A 15,258-nucleotide genomic window follows, 5' to 3' on the forward strand; every position below is an offset into this window, starting at 1 on the left:
GCGCGCTGGTGTTGATCTCGGGGAAGTCGGGGTTATCGTGTCCGGTTTAACCCCGAGTTTCCCGAGATCAACGCGGAGGGGGGCGCTCGGGTGATGCATATCGGGCATATCGGGCGGCGGGGAGAGGGGTTCGGGCATCCTGTGTCGTGAAAACGACGCTTTTAGGCAGATCAGGTGTCGGTTTCACCACCCAAGATGACCCTAGGGTGCCCCAGGGCGCCCGGAAGGCGGGGTCTGGCCGAGCTCGTACCGGACCGGCGCCCGGTTTGCGCGGTTCCCAGGGCGCCGAGGGCACGATTCCGCTTCGGTTCCGCTGCGCAGGGCGGCCTCAGCTGCCGGAATGGCGCCGGTGCGGCGGGCACCGTGCGGCCGCCCGGGGTCAGTCGGGCGCAGCGGCCCGGGTCGACTCGCGGACCTCCAGGTGCGGGAGGACCTCCACTCGTCGCGGGCTCCACGTCGCGCCGGCCTCTTCGGCGGCCAGGCGGTCCCGCATCAGCTCCGCCGCGACCCTGCCGACCTCCGCCTTGGGCGGGGCCACCGCGGTCAGCGGGATCGCGCCCAGGGCCGCGACGACGTCGTCGTAGGCCACCACCGAGCAGTCCTCCGGCACCCGCACCCCCGCCTCGGCGAGCCGCTGGACCAGCATCAGGGCGTCGACGTCGCCGTGCAGCAGCGCGGCCGTGGCTCCGCGGCGGCGCAGCAGTGCGGCGAGCCAGCCCGGGTCGTCGGCGTCCGGCTCCGGGCCGGCGTCACCGTCGGCGTCGGCGCCCTCGGCACTGAGCACGGCCGCCCAGTCCTCCACACGCGGGTCGGACTCCGCGACCTCGGTGAAGGCGGCGCGGACCGCACGGGCGGTCGGGCTGTCGGCGCGGGCGGCCAGCACGATCCGCCGGTGCCCCAGGCCGACCAGGTGGTCCACGGCGAGCCGGACCCCGTACCAGTGGTCGCTGCACACCGCGTCCATGGTGTGCAGCGGGCCGCCCGGCCGTGGCCTGCGCTCCATGAGCACGGTGGGGCGTTCCAGCCGGGCCAGCCAGTGCTGGTCGGCCTCCTCTTCGGCGGCCGATCGCCACCGCGGAGCGATCAGCAGGCCCCGGACGCCCTCCTGCGGGATGCGCTCGATGATGGGGCGCTCCGCGCCCTCCACCTGGGGGGCGATGTGCAGCACCACGCGCACCCCGGCCGCCTCCAGCGCGGTGCGCGCGCCGTACATGACCTCGTTGAGGTAGGCGTGCCGCTCGGGGACGACCAGGGCCACGGCGCCGGGGCCTCCGGTCGGCGGTGCGGTCGGGCGCCCGGCGGGGACCAGCGACCGGGCGCTGCCGTGGCCGCGCCGCAGCTTGCCCTCCTGCGCCAGCACCTCGATGTCCCGGCGCGCCGTGACCATCGAGACCTGCAGCTCGGAGGCCAGGTCCGCCACCCGGACCTCGCCCCGCGCCCGGACGGCGGCCAGGATCCTCCGGCGCCGCTCGCCCACCGGCTCGCGCATGCCCACCCCCATGTTCGTTTGACCGTTTAGTCGGCAGCATAGCGATCAGTCCGGAAACGGCTCCGGGGGACACCGGTCCCGCGCTTCTTCCAGGGCGCGGCACACGGGTGGCGGCACGTCCGTCGGGCGGCCTGAAGTCGCCTGCCGGTGTTCGAACGCCTCGGCGCGAAGCGGGCCGGTTCGGGCATCCAGGGTGGAACCCCCGCGCTGGTCGTCCCCGGCTCAGGGGGTGTTGACGCCCCTTCCCTGCGCCCTGGCGGGCGGGGCGGGCTCTAACGCAGGGGAAGCCGGACCGGGACTCGGAGCGTCGCCGGCGGGCCGACCTCGCCGGTGCGGCCGTCGCTCCCCCTCGCTTCCGCGGGCGCCGTTCGTCTGTGGCTCGCGACGAATCCGTGGCCCTTGGGTCACCTGCGGGCGAACTTCCGGTTCATTCGTCGCCCGTTCCGCCTGTCCGACTACACACGGTCGCGTTTTCCTGAGAGGATCCACATCTCTGAGAGAATTCTCAGGAAAGTCGGCGGAGCGCGTCGCGCGGCGGCGGTACCGGGCGCCGTGCCCCGCCGTCAGGTGACGGCCCCGATACGCAGGCAAGGACCTCCGTGACGACGCAATCCCAGCCCGCGCCCCCGACCACCGCACCGGCCGCCCCCGCGCCGCGCCGCTTCTTCCCCGAAGTGCAAGGCCTGCGCGCGCTGGCGGTCGGGCTCGTGGTCGCCTACCACATCGACAAGGACCTCCTCCCCGGCGGATACATCGGCGTCGACGTCTTCTTCGTCATCTCCGGTTTCCTCATCACCACGCTGCTCCTGCGCGAGGCGCGGGAGAAGGGCCGGGTGTCCCTGTCGGGCTTCTACATCCGGCGCGTCCGGCGCATCCTGCCCGCCGCCACCGCCGTGCTGGCCGTCACCGGGGCCGCGGCCGTCCTGCTGCTGCCCTCCGCGCAGCTGCTCGACACCGCCAAGCAGATCCTCGCCTCGGCCGCCTACGTGCAGAACCTCCTGCTGGCCCGGGAGTCGGTGGACTACCTGGCCGCGGGCTCTGCCGAGAGCCCCGTGCAGCACTTCTGGTCGCTGGCCGTGGAGGAGCAGTTCTACCTGGTGTGGCCGCTGCTGTTCATCGGCTGGACCGCCCTGCCCGCGCACCTGCGCCGCGCCCGCGCGCTGCTGCTGGGCGGCGGCGCCGTCATCGCGGTGTCCTTCGCCTTCTCGGTGTGGACCACCATGAACGACCCCGCCCCCGCCTACTTCCTGCCGCAGACCCGCATGTGGGAGCTGGCCGTGGGCGGTGTGCTGGCGATCGTGCTCACCTACCGCCGCCTCCCCGAGCAGGTGCGCGCCGGGCTGGGCTGGGCGGGCCTGCTGGCCATCGTCGCCGCGGCCGCCGCCTACGACGACGCGGTCGCCTTCCCCGGCTGGGCGGCGGCGCTGCCCGTGCTGGGCACGGCCGCCGTCATCGCCTCCGGGCACACCACCGGCCCGCTGTCGACCTACCGGCTGCTGAGCCTGGCGCCCGCCCGCTTCGTCGGCGACATCTCCTACGCGCTCTACCTGTGGCACTGGCCGCTCATCGTGTTCACGCTGGCCGCCACCGAGTCCCACTCGCTCGGCCTGGCCGGCGGCCTCGCCGTGGCCGCCGGGTCCGTCCTGCTCGCCTGGGCCACCAAGATCGCCGTCGAGGACCCGGTGCGCACCGGGGGCCTGCTGAAGACCGGCCGCTCCGCCCTGGCCTTCGCGGTCGCGGCGGTGCTCCTGGCCGCCACCGTCACCGCGCTGCAGTACGGGCACGTGCAGGCCAAGCGCAACGTGCCCTTCGACCCGGCGGTCCACGTCGGCCCGCAGGCGCTCTCCGCCCCCGAGCCCGAGGGGGACACCGCCGCCGACATCTACCCCTCGCCCGTCGACGCCCTGGACGACCTGCCCAGCGTCTACGACGACGACTGCCAGGCGATGCCCGGCGACCGCACGGCCGACCCGTGCGTCTACGGGCCCGACGACGCCGACGTGCGGGTGGCCGTGGTGGGCGACTCGCACGCCGCCCACTGGGTGCCGGCCGTGCGCGAGGTCGCCGCGGAACACGGGTGGCGGGTCTACACCTTCACCAAGTCCTCCTGCCCCTTCACCACCGAGACCGTGACGCGCGCCAGCGACGACGACCGGCCCTACGAGGAGTGCGCGGACTGGAACGGCGACGTGGTGGACCAGCTCACCGGCGACGTCGAGCCCGACCTGGTCTTCACCAGCGCGCGCAGCCGTGCCGCCAGCGCTGTGGCGGGCGACGGCGAGGGGGGCAAGCGCCGCATCGCCGAGGGCATGGCCGAGCAGTGGGGCGCCGTGGAGGAGGCCGGCGCCTCGGTGGTCGCCATCGCCGACACGCCCGTCCAGCGGGCGCGGGTACCCGAGTGCGTGGAGCTCAACCCCGACGACCCGTCGGTCTGCGCCAAGGAGCGCGACGACGCCCTGGGGGAGGAGGACCCGCAGCTGATGGCCGCCGACATGGACGGCGCCGACGCCGAGGTGGTCGACCTCAACGACCGGCTGTGCACCGACGACACGTGCCCGGCCGTGGTGGGCAACGTGCTGGTGTACCGGGACAGCCACCACCTGACCGCCACCTACTCGCAGATGCTCGCCGCCGACCTGGAGGAGGCGGCGGCGGACCCGCTGAGCCGCCTGTGACCCCCGGCCGCCATCGGTGCGCCGATGGCGGCCATCGGGCCGGTGATTGGCGCGCCGGCGCGCGCGGCCGTAGGGTCGCCCGGTCCGTGCCGGCCGGCGGCGCGGGCGGACGGCGGCGGAGAGCCGGGGCGGCGAAGGGCGGTCGATGGCGGACTTCTACCACGTGTGCTTCACCGTGCCCGACATCGAGCGGGCCATGGGGGAGCTGACGGCGGCCACCGGGGCGCAATGGGGCGCGCCCCGCACCGAGACGATGGGGGACTGGGAGTTCCGTATCGTCTTCTCCCGCGGGGACGCGCCCTTCATCGAGCTCATCGAGGGGCCGCCCGGCAGCCCATGGGACTGCGGGGGCCGGGCGCGCTTCGACCACCTCGGGTACTGGGCCGCCGACCTGGAGCGGGAGGGCGGGCGGCTGGAGGCGGCGGGCGCGCCCCTGGACTTCTCCGGGTGCCCGTACGGGCGCCCGTTCGCCTACCACCGGCTGGACTCCATCGGGGCGCGCATCGAGGTCGTGGACGCGGCCCGGCGGCCCGCGTTCGCCTCGTCCTGGGGCCTGGACTGCGAGGGGACAGCGGTCCTGGGCGAGTGAGGGGCGGGGCGGCGGCGCGCCGCACCGCTCACCCCCGCCGGTACTCGGCCGGGCTGACGCCGTAGGCCCTCTTGAAGGCGGTGCTCAGCGCGAACGGGGAGCCGTAGCCCACCGTGCGGGCGACGGCCTCAAGGGTCGCGTCGCCGTCGCGCAGCAGGTCGGCGGCCATGGCCAGGCGCAGCCCGGTCAGATAGGCCATCGGGGGCTCGCCCACCAGCCCGGTGAAGCGGCGCGCCAGCACCGACCGGGAGCAGCCGCACGCGGCGGCCAGGGCGGCCACGGTCCACGGCCGTCCGGGGGCGCCGTGCAGCAGGCTCAGCGCCCGCCCTGCCACCGGGTCGGCGCGGGCGCGGACCCAGCCGGGGGCGTCGGCGCCCCGGCGGGCCAGCCAGGCGCGCAGCACCGCGATGAGCAGCAGGTCGAGCAGGCGGTCGAGCACGACCTCCTGGCCGGGGGCGTCGCGGTCGATCTCGGTACGCAGCAGGGAGCCGAGGGCGGCGACGGGCTCGGCGGCGTCTGCGGGGGTGCCGGGGGCGCGCAGGGCGGCGACGGCGGGCAGGGCGCCCAGCAGGCGGCGCCCGACCTCGCCGCCGACGCGGTAGGTGCCCACGAGCATCTCGGTGGTGCTGAGGTCGGCCTCGTCGCCCCAGGTGCGCACGCCCCGGGCGAGGGTCTCGCGCAGGGGGCGGCCGTGGAGGGTGGTGCACTGCTGGTCGGGCCCGATGACGATGCGGGCGGGGGTGTCGGGCGGGTCCGCGACGGTGTAGTGGGCGGGGCCGAGCACGACGGCGGCGTCCCCGGCGGACAGGTGCACGGGTTTGGCGTCCTCGGAGAGGAGGTGCGCGGTGCCCCGCACGACGAGGACGAGGGTGAGCGGGGCCTCGTCCTCGACGCGCAGCGACCAGGGCGAGGCGAGCAGTACGCGCAGGAGGAAGGCGCCGCGCGCTCGGGGGCCGTCCAGCAGCCCGGCCAGTTCGTCCATGACAGGAGTGTCGCACCGCGGGGACGCGCGCTTATGCGCACGGGCGTCTGAGCGATGGCGGCGGCAGGGGCGCGGGGATTGACTGTGGGTGCGCCGGCCGCGGAGGGCCGGGGCGCGGAGGGACGGGGAGGCCCACGATGGCGGAGTTCTGGCGGGTCGCGGCGGCGGTTGCGGCGGCGGTTGCGGCGCTGACGGCCACGGGTGTGTACGCGGGGCTGTTCTTCGCCTTCACGGTGGGGGTGATGCCGGGGCTGCGCGGCGTGGGGGCTCCGGTGTTCGTGGGGGCGATGCAGGGCATCAACCGGGCGATCGTGAATCCGGTGTTCCTGGCCGTGTTCCTGGGGGCGCCGGTGCTGGCGCTGGTCGCGGCGGTGTCGGCCACCGGTGCGGGAGGCGTGGCGGCCGTGGCCGGATGGGCGGCGTTCGTGCTGGTGGCGGCGGTGTTCGTGGTGACGGCGGCGCTGAACGTCCCGCTGAACAACGCGCTGGAGGCGGCGGGGCCGGTGGATGGGCCCGAGGCGGAGGCGGCCCGGAGGGCTTTCGAGGCCCCGTGGGTGCGCTGGAACGCGGTGCGGACGGTGCTGTCGGCGGCGGGGGTGGTGTGCCTGGCGGTGTCGGTGGCGGCCGGGTAGGGGGAGATCCTTCGGGGGCACACCGGGCGGCTGTGGAGGCCTCAGCCGCCACAGCCGACCGGGGATGCTCACTTCGTGAAGGTCAGCGCGGCGGCGTTCGCCGTGAAGCTCCGCACACCGTCCGCCCCGCAGAGCCCGTCCTGGGTGGCGATCACGGGCACGGCCGTGATGGTGCCCCCGGCCATGACACCGCGAATGATATCGGCCGTCAGCCCGAGGTCTCCGGTCTCAGGATCGGTACTGATCACGAAATCGACCTGGCTGGTCCGCCCGGTGTTCCACTCGATGGTCGCCCCGCCGTCGATGTTCAGCGGCGCCGGAGAGCAGCCTGCAGCCTCCGTTCCCGGCGTGCTGACGACCTGCGCAGACTGCAGATCGGGCTGGCTGCCGTTGGGGGTCCGGCAGCTCGCGATCGTCGCCACGCCGTCCGCGTCGACGGTGTTGAAATCCAGGGCCGGAGTGAAGTCGAACTGGAATGTGGTGGTGCAGACCAGGTCGACGTCCTGGGCGGGGGCCGCGGATGCCGGGGCCGTGAACAGCCCGGCAGCGGCGAGGGGGAGCGCGCCGAGCACGGCTGCGGCGCGGATTCGGGGAAGTGCTACAGGGGTCAAGGTAGCTCCATCGAGTGCGGTGTGATGTTGTCGGATGCTCGGGACCCGGTAGGCCGGAGCGCCACCGAATCCTCGTGGAGCCATTGAACTACTTGCCGCATCGTCATGTCGGCGATGCACGAAAATGACGATCCCTCTGCGGGCATGACCGCCTTCGCCGCACCGGCGCTCCACGTCCGTCCAGCGGACGCCGTCCCACGCCATCCCGGCTACGCGGTCGGGGCGGGTGAGCGGGGCGCCGGTGCCCAGCGGCGGACACCGTCGGAGGATTCGGACCGGTCCGGCCCCGTTGTGCGGCGTGTCCGATGACCTCGACAGGGGTGCCCGGGGCGGGGCGTGGTGGCCGCCCGGTCCTTCCGCACCCCGCTTGGCCGGGCGATGGTGTCCCGCCGAGTGGTGTCACTTCCGCCGGCCGTGACCGACCCCGGCGGATGGAAGAGACACCGCTCCAAGGGACACGACCCGCCGGTCTCTCCTCCAGGAGGCCCGGCGATGTTCGCCAGCGGTGTCACTGGAGCAGTGTCGCTTTCAGGGCCGCGCGCCTTCGGCGGGTGGCCCCGACCGCCCGGTTCCATGAGCGGCGGGGCGACCCGGCCGGACTCGGATCACGCCGCTCCGGCGGACGTGACCGGGCGGGACATCTCCACCCGCTCCACGTCCTGCCGGGTGCACATGTCGGCCGCCGCCTCGGCCGCCGTCGACACGTCCGGGCTCAGCACCCCTTCGACAACGGCGCCCCGCGCGCCGAAGGCGCGCACGAGGATCCACTCGCTCCGTCCGGTCCGCTCGGTCGGACGCTCCCTGCGGTCCTGGGTCGTGTACTCCATGACGACCAGCATCCCCGGCCTCAACCTCGTGGGCTGGCGGGAATCGGACCACGCGTGACGGTGCGGACCCGTGTCCTCGGCCGTCCGCCCTCACGCGGGCCGAACGAAGGGCCGCCCCGCCGCCAGGACCACCGCGATCCCGCACACGCCCGCCACGGCGACCGCCAGGTGCGGCGGGACCGCCTCGGCCACCGCCCCCGCCGCGGCGAAGCCCACGCCCTGGGTGATCATCAGGCCCGCCGAGGCCAGCGTGAACACGCGCCCGCGCATCTCCTCCGGCGCCTCCTCCAGCAGCAGGGCGTCCAGGGCCAGCGTGTACCCGAACCCCAGCGCTCCGGCCCCCAGCAGCGCGACGGCCACCGCCGGGCCCGGCCCCATGGCGAACACCGGGAAGGGGGCGAACGCCGCCAGCGCCAACGGCACCATCCAGCGCCGCCTCTGCCCGGCGTCGAGCACCGTCCCGGCCAGCAGCTCGCCCGCGACCGTCCCCACCGGGCCGGCCGACAGCAGCAGCCCCACCAGGACCGGCCCGCCGCCCATGCCGTCGGCCAGCGGCGCGGCCAGCGCCTCGGGCCAGACCATCAGCGCCGGGGGCAGCCACATCAGCAGCAGGACCGCGCGCAGGCGCGGGACCCGCAGCGCCCTGCCGACCCCCGCCAGCGAGGCCCCCACCACCCGGCCCCCGGGCCCCTGCCGGGCGGGGCGGGCCGCCGTTCCCACCAGGACCAGGAGTCCTGCGGCGGCCATCATCGCCGCCGCCACCGCCAGCACCGTCTGCGGGCGCAGCACCAGCAGCAGGGTCCCGCCGAACGCGAACCCGGCGATCTGCGCGGTCTGGGCGGCCATCCGCAGCAGCGACCGCCCCAGCGGGAACCCGTCGCCCGCCAGCACGTCGGCGACCGCGGCCGACCGGCACCCCTGGTACACCGGCGCGACCAGGCCGGTCACCGCCAGCAGCCCCAGCATCGCCGGGACGGGGGCACCGGGCAGCGCCATCGCCGCCACCAGCACCGCGTTGGCGGCCTGCGCGGCGGTCATCAGCGAGCGCGCCGGGTAGCGGTCGGTCACCGCCGACAGCAGCGCCGCGCCCACCAGCTGCGGGGCGAACCCGAGGGCGAACGCAAGCGCGGACAGCAGGGGCGAGCCGGTGCGGTCGAACACCAGCACCGACAGCGTGATCTGGACGGCGACCAGCGCGAGGACGGACAGCACCTCGGCGGCGAGCAGGGCGCGGAACTCGCCGACGGCGAGAACGCGCAGGTAGGTGGCGCGGCCTCCGGGGGCCGCGGGGGAAGCGGTCGGCATGCCCCGACCGTGCCGCCCGCGGCGGTGGGCCCTCAACGGATTCGGCTATGGTCGAATCCTCGGCGGAGGGTGAGGGGGCGCGGCCGTGGGCGGTCGGGTGTACTTCGCGCATGAGGACCTGATGCGCTGCCGGTTCGCGGTCTCGCCGCTGTGGGAGGCCTTCGCGGCGGCGCACACGCTGCTCGAACCGGACCGCCACGGCCTCCACCTGCCGTGGGTGCGGCGGGCCCGCCTGCCCGAGGGCACCGACCTTGCGGGGTTCCGCCTGCTGGTGCCCCGGCCCGGCTACGTCCCCGACTTCCTGACGCCCGCCCCCGAGGGGCCGCTGACCTCGGTCGAGGGCGAGCTGGCGCGGGTGCGCGCCACCCCGCCCGGCCAGGTGGGGGCCGAGCTGCGCCAGTGCCTGCTCGACCCGCGCCGACGGCTGCCCCGCGACGCGGTCGACGGCCTGCTGCGCGACCCGGCGGCCACCCGCGACGCCCTGGCCGATCTGCTGGAGGTGTTCTGGCACCACCTGGTGCGGCCGCACTGGTCCCGGATGCGCGCGCTGCTGGACGCGGACATCGCCGAGCGGGCGCGCCGCCTGTCGGAGGGCGGGCTGGAGCGGCTCATGGAAGGCCTCGATGCGCGACTGCGGTGGGACGGGCGCGCGCTGGCGGTGCACGGGCCGTCGGCCCCTGAGGAGCTGCACCTGGAGGGGCGCGGGCTGGTGCTGATGCCCAGCGTCTTCGTGTGGCCGGAGCTGATCCTCATCAGCGACGAGCCGTGGCAGCCCACGCTGGTGTACCCGGCGCGCGGAGTGGGCGACCTGTGGTCCCCGCCGGCACGGCGGCCGCCCGAGGCGCTGGCGGGGGCGCTGGGTCGGACACGGGCGACACTCCTGCTGGCGTTGGCCGAGCCCGACACCACGACCGGGTTGGCCGCGCGCTTGGAGATGAGCCCGGGGAGCGTCTCGGGACACCTGACGGCGCTGCGGGCGGTGGGGCTGCTGGAGTCGTGGAGGGTCGGCCGGAGGGTGCTCTACGCCAGGACCCCGCTGGGCACCGCGCTGACGGGACGGGACTGACGGAAGGGCCGGGCCCGGAGCAAGGGAACGCGGTTTTGGACACACGTCCCCTGGAGCTCAAGTTTCGGGTTCTCGCGGTCCGGGTGGGCGGGCGGCTGAGCAGGTCCCCCGCTCACGGGCCCGGGCCGTCCGGCGGGCCGACAGAGCGCGGCGTTGAGGGCGGCGACGGCGGGGCGATTCCCCGGCCCCGCCTGCCCCTCCACGTTGATCTCGGGAAAAACGCCCCTACTGGGCCGGTTTTAGCGTCCTTTTCCCCGAGATCAACGAGGGGACGGCGGTACGGGGCCGCACTGTTGTTGATCTCGGGGAAGTCGGGGTTAAACCGGACACGATAACCCCGACTTCCCCGAGATCAACGTGGAGGGGGCCGTCCGGGTGGCATATAGCGGGCATAACGGGCAGCTGATGAGGGGGCGGGCCATCCTGCGTCGTGAAATCGACGCTTTTTGGCTGATCAGGCGTCGATTTCACCACCCAATCCGCCCCCTGGGCGATGATCTCGACGGAAGTGCTGCCATTCCGGCGGTTTTGACAGCACCTTTGTCGAGATCATCGGCGGGCAGGGGTGCACTGGCAGCCCGCCGCCCGGCCGGGGCACCCGACGGGAAAGCCGCCCGCTCAGAGGAAAGGCTTCCGGAATCCGTTTCCCGGGGGTTCCGCGCCGGCGGCGGCGAGCCTGTCACCGTACTCGCCGGTCCACTCGGCCATGGCGCGTATGGGACCGTCGACCAGACTCTTGCCGAGCGGGGTCAGTCCGTACTCGACTCGGGGCGGCGCCTCACGGTGGCGGTGCCGTTCGATGAGGCCGTGCCCCACCAGGCGCGTCAACGCCTCGGTCAGGGCCTTGTCGCTGACGCCCCCGATCGACGTGCGCAGCCGCCCGCGCCTGAGCGGCCCCTCGTGCAAGGCGGCCAGCACGACCGGGTCCCATGTGTGAGCGAACAGGTCGAACGCCGCGCGCAAGCGGCAGTCGGCGACGTAGTCGTAGCACTGGCCGGTCTCCTCCGCCATGGCCCCATCGTCGCACCCCGTCGCGCACCGATCGGTGCGCGACGGGGTGCCTAGTGTTCCGGTCGCACGGCACGAACGCTGATGGGAGTCAGGCATGAGGATCGGTGTGCTCGGGACGGGGAACATGGCCGCCGCGCTGGGAGCCGCGTGGGCGCAGGCGGGCCACGGAATCGCCGTGGGCGGACGGTCGACGGGCAAAGCCCGCGCGCTTGCCGACCGGCTGGGCGGCGGAGCCAGGGGCGTCACCATGCAGGAGGCGGCCACCGACAAGGACGCCGTCCTGCTGGCCGTCCCCTGGGCGGCCGTGGAGGACGTCTTGGGCGGCGTGGGCGCGGGCGACGGGTCGCTGCGCGGTACGGCGCTCATCGACCCCGTCAACGCCGTCGACCACGGCGTCGGGGTGGTGCAGGTGGGCGGCGGGGGATCGGCGGCCCAGCGGATCGCCGCACTCGCACCCGGGGCGCACGTGGTGAAGGCCTTCCACCTGTTCCCCTCCGCCGTCTGGGAGGCCGCTCAGGAGACGGCGCCCCCGGTGGTCGCCATGTGCGGCGACGACGCCGGGGCGCTGGACGCCGTCGGCGCCCTCGTGCGCGACGCGGGAGGCGTCCCGGCCGTCCTCGGCCCGCTGTCCCGGGCCCGGCAGCTGGAGGAGGTCGCGGGGGTCGCGGCGGCCCTGCACCTGTCCGGCGTCGACCCCTCGGCCGCACTGCCCTCCACAGCGGGTACGGCGGGTGCGGCCTGAGGGGCCCACCTCGCGCCGGGCGCGGCCTCGTGGACGCCCCGGAACCACCCCGCCGTCCGCCTACGGAGCGTCTTCCCCCGCCTCCTCGTTCTCGGGGAAGGGGACCGCGCCCGGGCGGCGGTGGGCCCACGGGCGGGCCTTCTCCAGCTGGGCGGCCAGCCGGAACAGCATCGACTCGCCCCCGGCGGCGGCGATGAACTGCACCCCCAGCGGCAGCCCCTTCTCCGTCCAGTGGAGCGGGACCGACATCGCCGGGGTCCCGGTCAGGTTGGCGGTCAGGGTGAACGGGGTCGCCGTCAGGTTGGTCACCGCCTCCTCGGTCACCAGCCCGGTCGCCGTCACCACGCGCTCGGTGCCGGTGCGCACCAGCAGCCGCTCGGCCGCGCGCAGCCACCGCGGCGGGTCCAGCCGCCCGATCGCCACCGGGGGACCGGCGATGGTCGGCGTCAGCAGCAGGTCGTATCGGGCGTGGAAGTCGCTCAGCGCGGCGGTGTGCGTGTTCCACCGGTCGGCGCCGCGCACGTAGTCGGCGGCGCTCATCGCCCTGCCCATGGCGGCCAGCATCAGCGTGTCCGGTTCGAACCCCTCGTCGCCGCAGCCGGTGTCGTCCTTGATGCCGTCCACCAGTGCCGCCATCGACCCGTACCACAGGGTCAGGAAGTCCTCGGTGAGGCGGCGGCCGTCCAGGTCGGGCTCGGCCTCGGTGACGTCGTGGCCCAGCTCCTCCAGCAGCGCCGCCGCCGAGCGGACCGCCGCGACCGCCTCCGGGTGAACCGGCGTGCCCAGCGGCGAGCGGTCCGTGAAGCCGATGCGCAGCCGCCCGGGCGCCCGGCCGACCTCCTCGGCGTAGGGCCGCTCGGGCGGGGCGATGGGGAAGGGCGATGTCGGCTCGGGGCCGGCGACCGCGTCGAGCAGCGCGGCGCTGTCGCGCACGGTGCGGGTGACGGTGCCGTTGACCGCCGCCCCGTGCATGGGCTCGCTGCGGCCCGGGCCGAACGGCACCCGGCCCCGCCCCGGCTTCAGGCCGAACAGGCCGCAGCAGGCGGCGGGGATGCGGATCGACCCGCCCCCGTCGTTGGCGCTGGCGGCCGGGACGACCCCGGCGGCCACCGCGGCGGCCGACCCGCCCGAGGAGCCCCCGGGCGTGTGCCCCGGGTTCCACGGGTTGCGGGTGGGGCCGAACACCTCGGGCTCGGTGACGCCCTTGGCGCCGAACTCGGGCAGGTTGGTCTTGCCGAAGGGCACCAGGCCCGCGTCCAGCCACCGGCGCACCACCTCGGCGTGCCGGGGCGCGGGCACATCGCGCAGCGCACGGCACCCGGCCGAGGTGGGGACCCCCTCGTAGTCGTGGAACAGGTCCTTCAGCAGGAAGGGGACCCCGGCCAAAGGTCCGCCCAGGGGGCGCGCCACCCGCCGCCGCGCCTCGTCGTACATCGGACGGACGACCGCGTTGAGCAGGGGGTTGACCTGCTCGCACCGGGCGACCGCGGCATCCAGCACATCCGCGGCCCCCACCTGCCCGCCCCGGATCAGCCCGGCCAGCCCGACGGCATCGTGTTCCAGGTACTCATCCACACGCATGAGGGGAAACTAGCACCCCGGGTGGAACCTGTTCTCGGGGTTCCCGGGACGAAGGGGCGTGGCGGGGGACGGCCGCCGGCCGCCGTGGACGGGGCGCGCGGGCCGGCGCCCGCGCGCCCGGACCTCAGGCGCGGGAGTCGGGGCCGATCGCGCCGGGGCGGCCGTCCTCGATGGTGTAGCGGGCCAGGTCGCGGATGGGGGCGCCCGGCTCGCTGACCTGGTCGACGACGCGGTAGTCGGCGGTCCACTCGGTCGGGGTGACCGTGTTGCGCACATACCCGCGGCGGCGGTTGATCATCTTGATGTGCGGGTTCTCCCGCAGCTGCACAGCGTCGTCGGGGCCGTTGTCGGCGCCGTCCCCGCCGCTGGTGAAGGAGGTGCCCACCAGCTCGGTGGCCACGGTGGCCGACTCGGGGTCCTCGAAGTCGGCCTTGACGTCGACCACGTAGTTGGCGTGCACGTCGCCGGTGATGACGACCGGGTTGGACGGGCCGGTCGCCAGGACGTCGCGGATGGCGTCGCGCTCGACCCGGTAGGCGTCCCAGGCGTCGTTGCTGAAGTTGGTGCCGTCGCCGTCGACGAAGTCGCGCCGGCTGAAGAACACCTGCTGGCCCAGCACGTTCCAGCGCGCTCCGCTGCCCGTGAGGCCGGCGGTCAGCCAGCGGCGCTGGCGCTCGCCCAGAATGGTGCGGTCCGGGTCGCCGTGCTGGCCGTCGCCGACCTGGTCGTCGCGGTACTGCCGGGTGTCCAGCAGGTGCAGGTCCAGCAGGTCGCCGAAGGCCAGGCGGCGGAACATCTGCACGTTCGGGCCGTCGGGGCGCTGGGCGGCGCGCATCGGCATGTTCTCGTAGTAGGCCTGGAACGCCCGCGCGCGGCGGCGCAGGAACTCCTCCGGGTCGCCGCCGTCCTCGGGCTTGTCGTCGGCCCAGTTGTTCTCCACCTCGTGGTCGTCGAAGACCACCGCCCAGGGGAACGCGGCGTGCGCGGCCTGGAGGTCGGTGTCGGTCTTGTACTGGGCGTGGCGGATCCGGTAGTCGGTCAGCGACACGGTCTCCCATGCGGGGTAGTGCGCGCGGCCGATCTCGCCGGTGTCGCCGTACTCGTAGATGTAGTCGCCCAGGAACACGACCAGGTCCAGGTCCTCCTGGGCCAGGTGGGCCTGGGCGGTGTAGTGGCCGTTGGTGTAGCTCTGGCAGCTGGCGAAGGCGAAGGAGAACGCCTCGGGGCTCGACCCGCGCGCGGGCGCGGTGCGGGTGCGGCCGACCGGGCTGATGTGGCCCTGGACGCGGAACCGGTAGAAGTAGTCGGCCGCGGGGCGCAGCCCCGACACCTCGGCGTGCACCGAGTGGGCCGAGTCGGGGACGGTGCGGGTCTCGCCGGAGGAGACGATGCGCCGGAACCGCTCGTCCTCGGCCACCTGCCACTGCACGGTGTACGCCCGCTCGGGCATGCCGCCCAGGCCGCTGTCGGCCAGCGGCTCGGGGGCCAGGCGCGTCCACAGGACGACGCTGTCGGGCAGCGGGTCGCCGGAGGCCACGCCCAGGGTGAAGGGGTCGGGCAGGCGGCGCGGCGCCGCGTGCGCGGGGGCGGTTCCGAGCCCGCCGAGGGCCGCGGCCCCCACGGCGGCGGCGCCGCCGAGCAGCACGCCGCGCCGGGTGGCGCCGCGTCCGGCCGTCTCGGGGGTGGAGGGGGCGGGGGATGAGGGGGATGTGTTCAGGGGGGTGTCCGACATTCACGTCTCCTCGGAA

The 15,258-nt window shown here is 74.8% G+C and carries 13 protein-coding genes; 5 read left to right on the forward strand and 8 right to left on the reverse strand.

The genetic code is table 11. From position 1 onward, the window contains the following. Window positions 1–379: 379 nt before the first annotated feature. The gene (locus tag O4J56_RS24430) at window positions 380–1,489 is read right to left on the reverse strand and encodes a substrate-binding domain-containing protein (protein ID WP_270688987.1); all 1,110 of its coding nucleotides are present in this window, start codon (window positions 1,487–1,489) and stop codon (window positions 380–382) included. A gap of 599 nt (window positions 1,490–2,088) precedes the next feature. On the opposite strand from O4J56_RS24430, the gene O4J56_RS24435 reads away from it, so the two are divergent. After that, the gene (locus tag O4J56_RS24435) at window positions 2,089–4,164 is read left to right on the forward strand and encodes an acyltransferase family protein (protein WP_270688989.1); all 2,076 of its coding nucleotides are present in this window, start codon (window positions 2,089–2,091) and stop codon (window positions 4,162–4,164) included. 145 nt (window positions 4,165–4,309) lie between these two features. Beyond that, window positions 4,310–4,753, forward strand: a complete 444-nt coding sequence (locus tag O4J56_RS24440; protein WP_270688990.1) for a VOC family protein — start codon at window positions 4,310–4,312, stop codon at window positions 4,751–4,753. Window positions 4,754–4,781: 28 nt separating this feature from the next. Here the strand turns inward: O4J56_RS24440 and O4J56_RS24445 are convergent, their stop codons facing one another. Further along, window positions 4,782–5,735 (reverse strand): AraC family transcriptional regulator, encoded by a 954-nt coding sequence (locus O4J56_RS24445; RefSeq protein ID WP_270688991.1) that lies wholly within the window; start codon window positions 5,733–5,735, stop codon window positions 4,782–4,784. Window positions 5,736–5,872: 137 nt separating this feature from the next. Here O4J56_RS24445 and O4J56_RS24450 point away from each other — a divergent pair, with 137 nt between their 5' ends. Then, window positions 5,873–6,367: an anthrone oxygenase family protein gene (locus O4J56_RS24450; protein WP_270688992.1), complete on the forward strand. Its 495-nt coding sequence runs from the start codon at window positions 5,873–5,875 to the stop codon at window positions 6,365–6,367. Between the two features lie 68 nt (window positions 6,368–6,435). Here the strand turns inward: O4J56_RS24450 and O4J56_RS24455 are convergent, their stop codons facing one another. The 3 genes from O4J56_RS24455 to O4J56_RS24465 all read right to left on the reverse strand — a co-directional run bounded on the left by O4J56_RS24455 (window position 6,436) and on the right by O4J56_RS24465 (window position 9,110). Then, a complete protein-coding gene (locus tag O4J56_RS24455; RefSeq protein WP_270688993.1) occupies window positions 6,436–6,978 on the reverse strand; it encodes a hypothetical protein in 543 nt (180 codons plus the stop codon). A 605-nt stretch (window positions 6,979–7,583) separates the two neighbouring features. After that, window positions 7,584–7,805, reverse strand: coding sequence for a hypothetical protein (locus O4J56_RS24460; protein ID WP_270688995.1), 222 nt, complete (start codon window positions 7,803–7,805; stop codon window positions 7,584–7,586). A 90-nt stretch (window positions 7,806–7,895) separates the two neighbouring features. After that, entirely contained in the window at window positions 7,896–9,110 is a 1,215-nt protein-coding gene (locus O4J56_RS24465) for an MFS transporter (protein ID WP_270688997.1), read from the reverse strand. Window positions 9,111–9,207: 97 nt separating this feature from the next. On the opposite strand from O4J56_RS24465, the gene O4J56_RS24470 reads away from it, so the two are divergent. Then, window positions 9,208–10,176, forward strand: coding sequence for an ArsR/SmtB family transcription factor (locus O4J56_RS24470; protein WP_333563819.1), 969 nt, complete (start codon window positions 9,208–9,210; stop codon window positions 10,174–10,176). Window positions 10,177–10,794: 618 nt separating this feature from the next. Here O4J56_RS24470 and O4J56_RS24475 read toward each other — a convergent pair. Beyond that, on the reverse strand, window positions 10,795–11,187 hold the full coding sequence (locus O4J56_RS24475) for a winged helix-turn-helix transcriptional regulator (protein WP_270689001.1): 393 nt from the start codon (window positions 11,185–11,187) through the stop codon (window positions 10,795–10,797). Between the two features lie 94 nt (window positions 11,188–11,281). Here O4J56_RS24475 and O4J56_RS24480 point away from each other — a divergent pair, with 94 nt between their 5' ends. Next, entirely contained in the window at window positions 11,282–11,929 is a 648-nt protein-coding gene (locus tag O4J56_RS24480) for an NADPH-dependent F420 reductase (protein ID WP_270689003.1), read from the forward strand. Window positions 11,930–11,989: 60 nt separating this feature from the next. Here O4J56_RS24480 and O4J56_RS24485 read toward each other — a convergent pair whose 3' ends face one another. Together O4J56_RS24485 and O4J56_RS24490 are read right to left on the reverse strand one after the other, a co-directional pair. Further along, complete coding sequence (locus O4J56_RS24485; protein ID WP_270689005.1) at window positions 11,990–13,510, reverse strand: amidase; 1,521 nt, start codon at window positions 13,508–13,510, stop codon at window positions 11,990–11,992. Between the two features lie 124 nt (window positions 13,511–13,634). Then, the gene (locus O4J56_RS24490; protein WP_270689007.1) at window positions 13,635–15,242 is read right to left on the reverse strand and encodes an alkaline phosphatase D family protein; all 1,608 of its coding nucleotides are present in this window, start codon (window positions 15,240–15,242) and stop codon (window positions 13,635–13,637) included. Window positions 15,243–15,258: the final 16 nt, after the last annotated feature.

Origin of the sequence: Nocardiopsis endophytica, assembly GCF_027706725.1 — a bacterium.
Lineage (GTDB): Bacteria > Actinomycetota > Actinomycetes > Streptosporangiales > Streptosporangiaceae > Nocardiopsis_A > Nocardiopsis_A endophytica.

Bases quoted from the DNA above. Each gene is read 5' to 3' on its own strand.
- O4J56_RS24485 (WP_270689005.1), bottom strand. From the start codon at position 13,510: ATGCGTGTGGATGAGTACCTGGAACACGATGCCGTCGGGCTGGCCGGG.
- O4J56_RS24445 (WP_270688991.1), bottom strand. From the start codon at position 5,735: ATGGACGAACTGGCCGGGCTGCTGGACGGCCCCCGAGCGCGCGGCGCC.
- O4J56_RS24490 (WP_270689007.1), bottom strand. From the start codon at position 15,242: ATGTCGGACACCCCCCTGAACACATCCCCCTCATCCCCCGCCCCCTCC.
- O4J56_RS24465 (WP_270688997.1), bottom strand. From the start codon at position 9,110: ATGCCGACCGCTTCCCCCGCGGCCCCCGGAGGCCGCGCCACCTACCTG.
- O4J56_RS24480 (WP_270689003.1), top strand. From the start codon at position 11,282: ATGAGGATCGGTGTGCTCGGGACGGGGAACATGGCCGCCGCGCTGGGA.
- O4J56_RS24440 (WP_270688990.1), top strand. From the start codon at position 4,310: ATGGCGGACTTCTACCACGTGTGCTTCACCGTGCCCGACATCGAGCGG.
- O4J56_RS24475 (WP_270689001.1), bottom strand. From the start codon at position 11,187: ATGGCGGAGGAGACCGGCCAGTGCTACGACTACGTCGCCGACTGCCGC.
- O4J56_RS24460 (WP_270688995.1), bottom strand. From the start codon at position 7,805: ATGGAGTACACGACCCAGGACCGCAGGGAGCGTCCGACCGAGCGGACC.
- O4J56_RS24450 (WP_270688992.1), top strand. From the start codon at position 5,873: ATGGCGGAGTTCTGGCGGGTCGCGGCGGCGGTTGCGGCGGCGGTTGCG.
- O4J56_RS24430 (WP_270688987.1), bottom strand. From the start codon at position 1,489: ATGCGCGAGCCGGTGGGCGAGCGGCGCCGGAGGATCCTGGCCGCCGTC.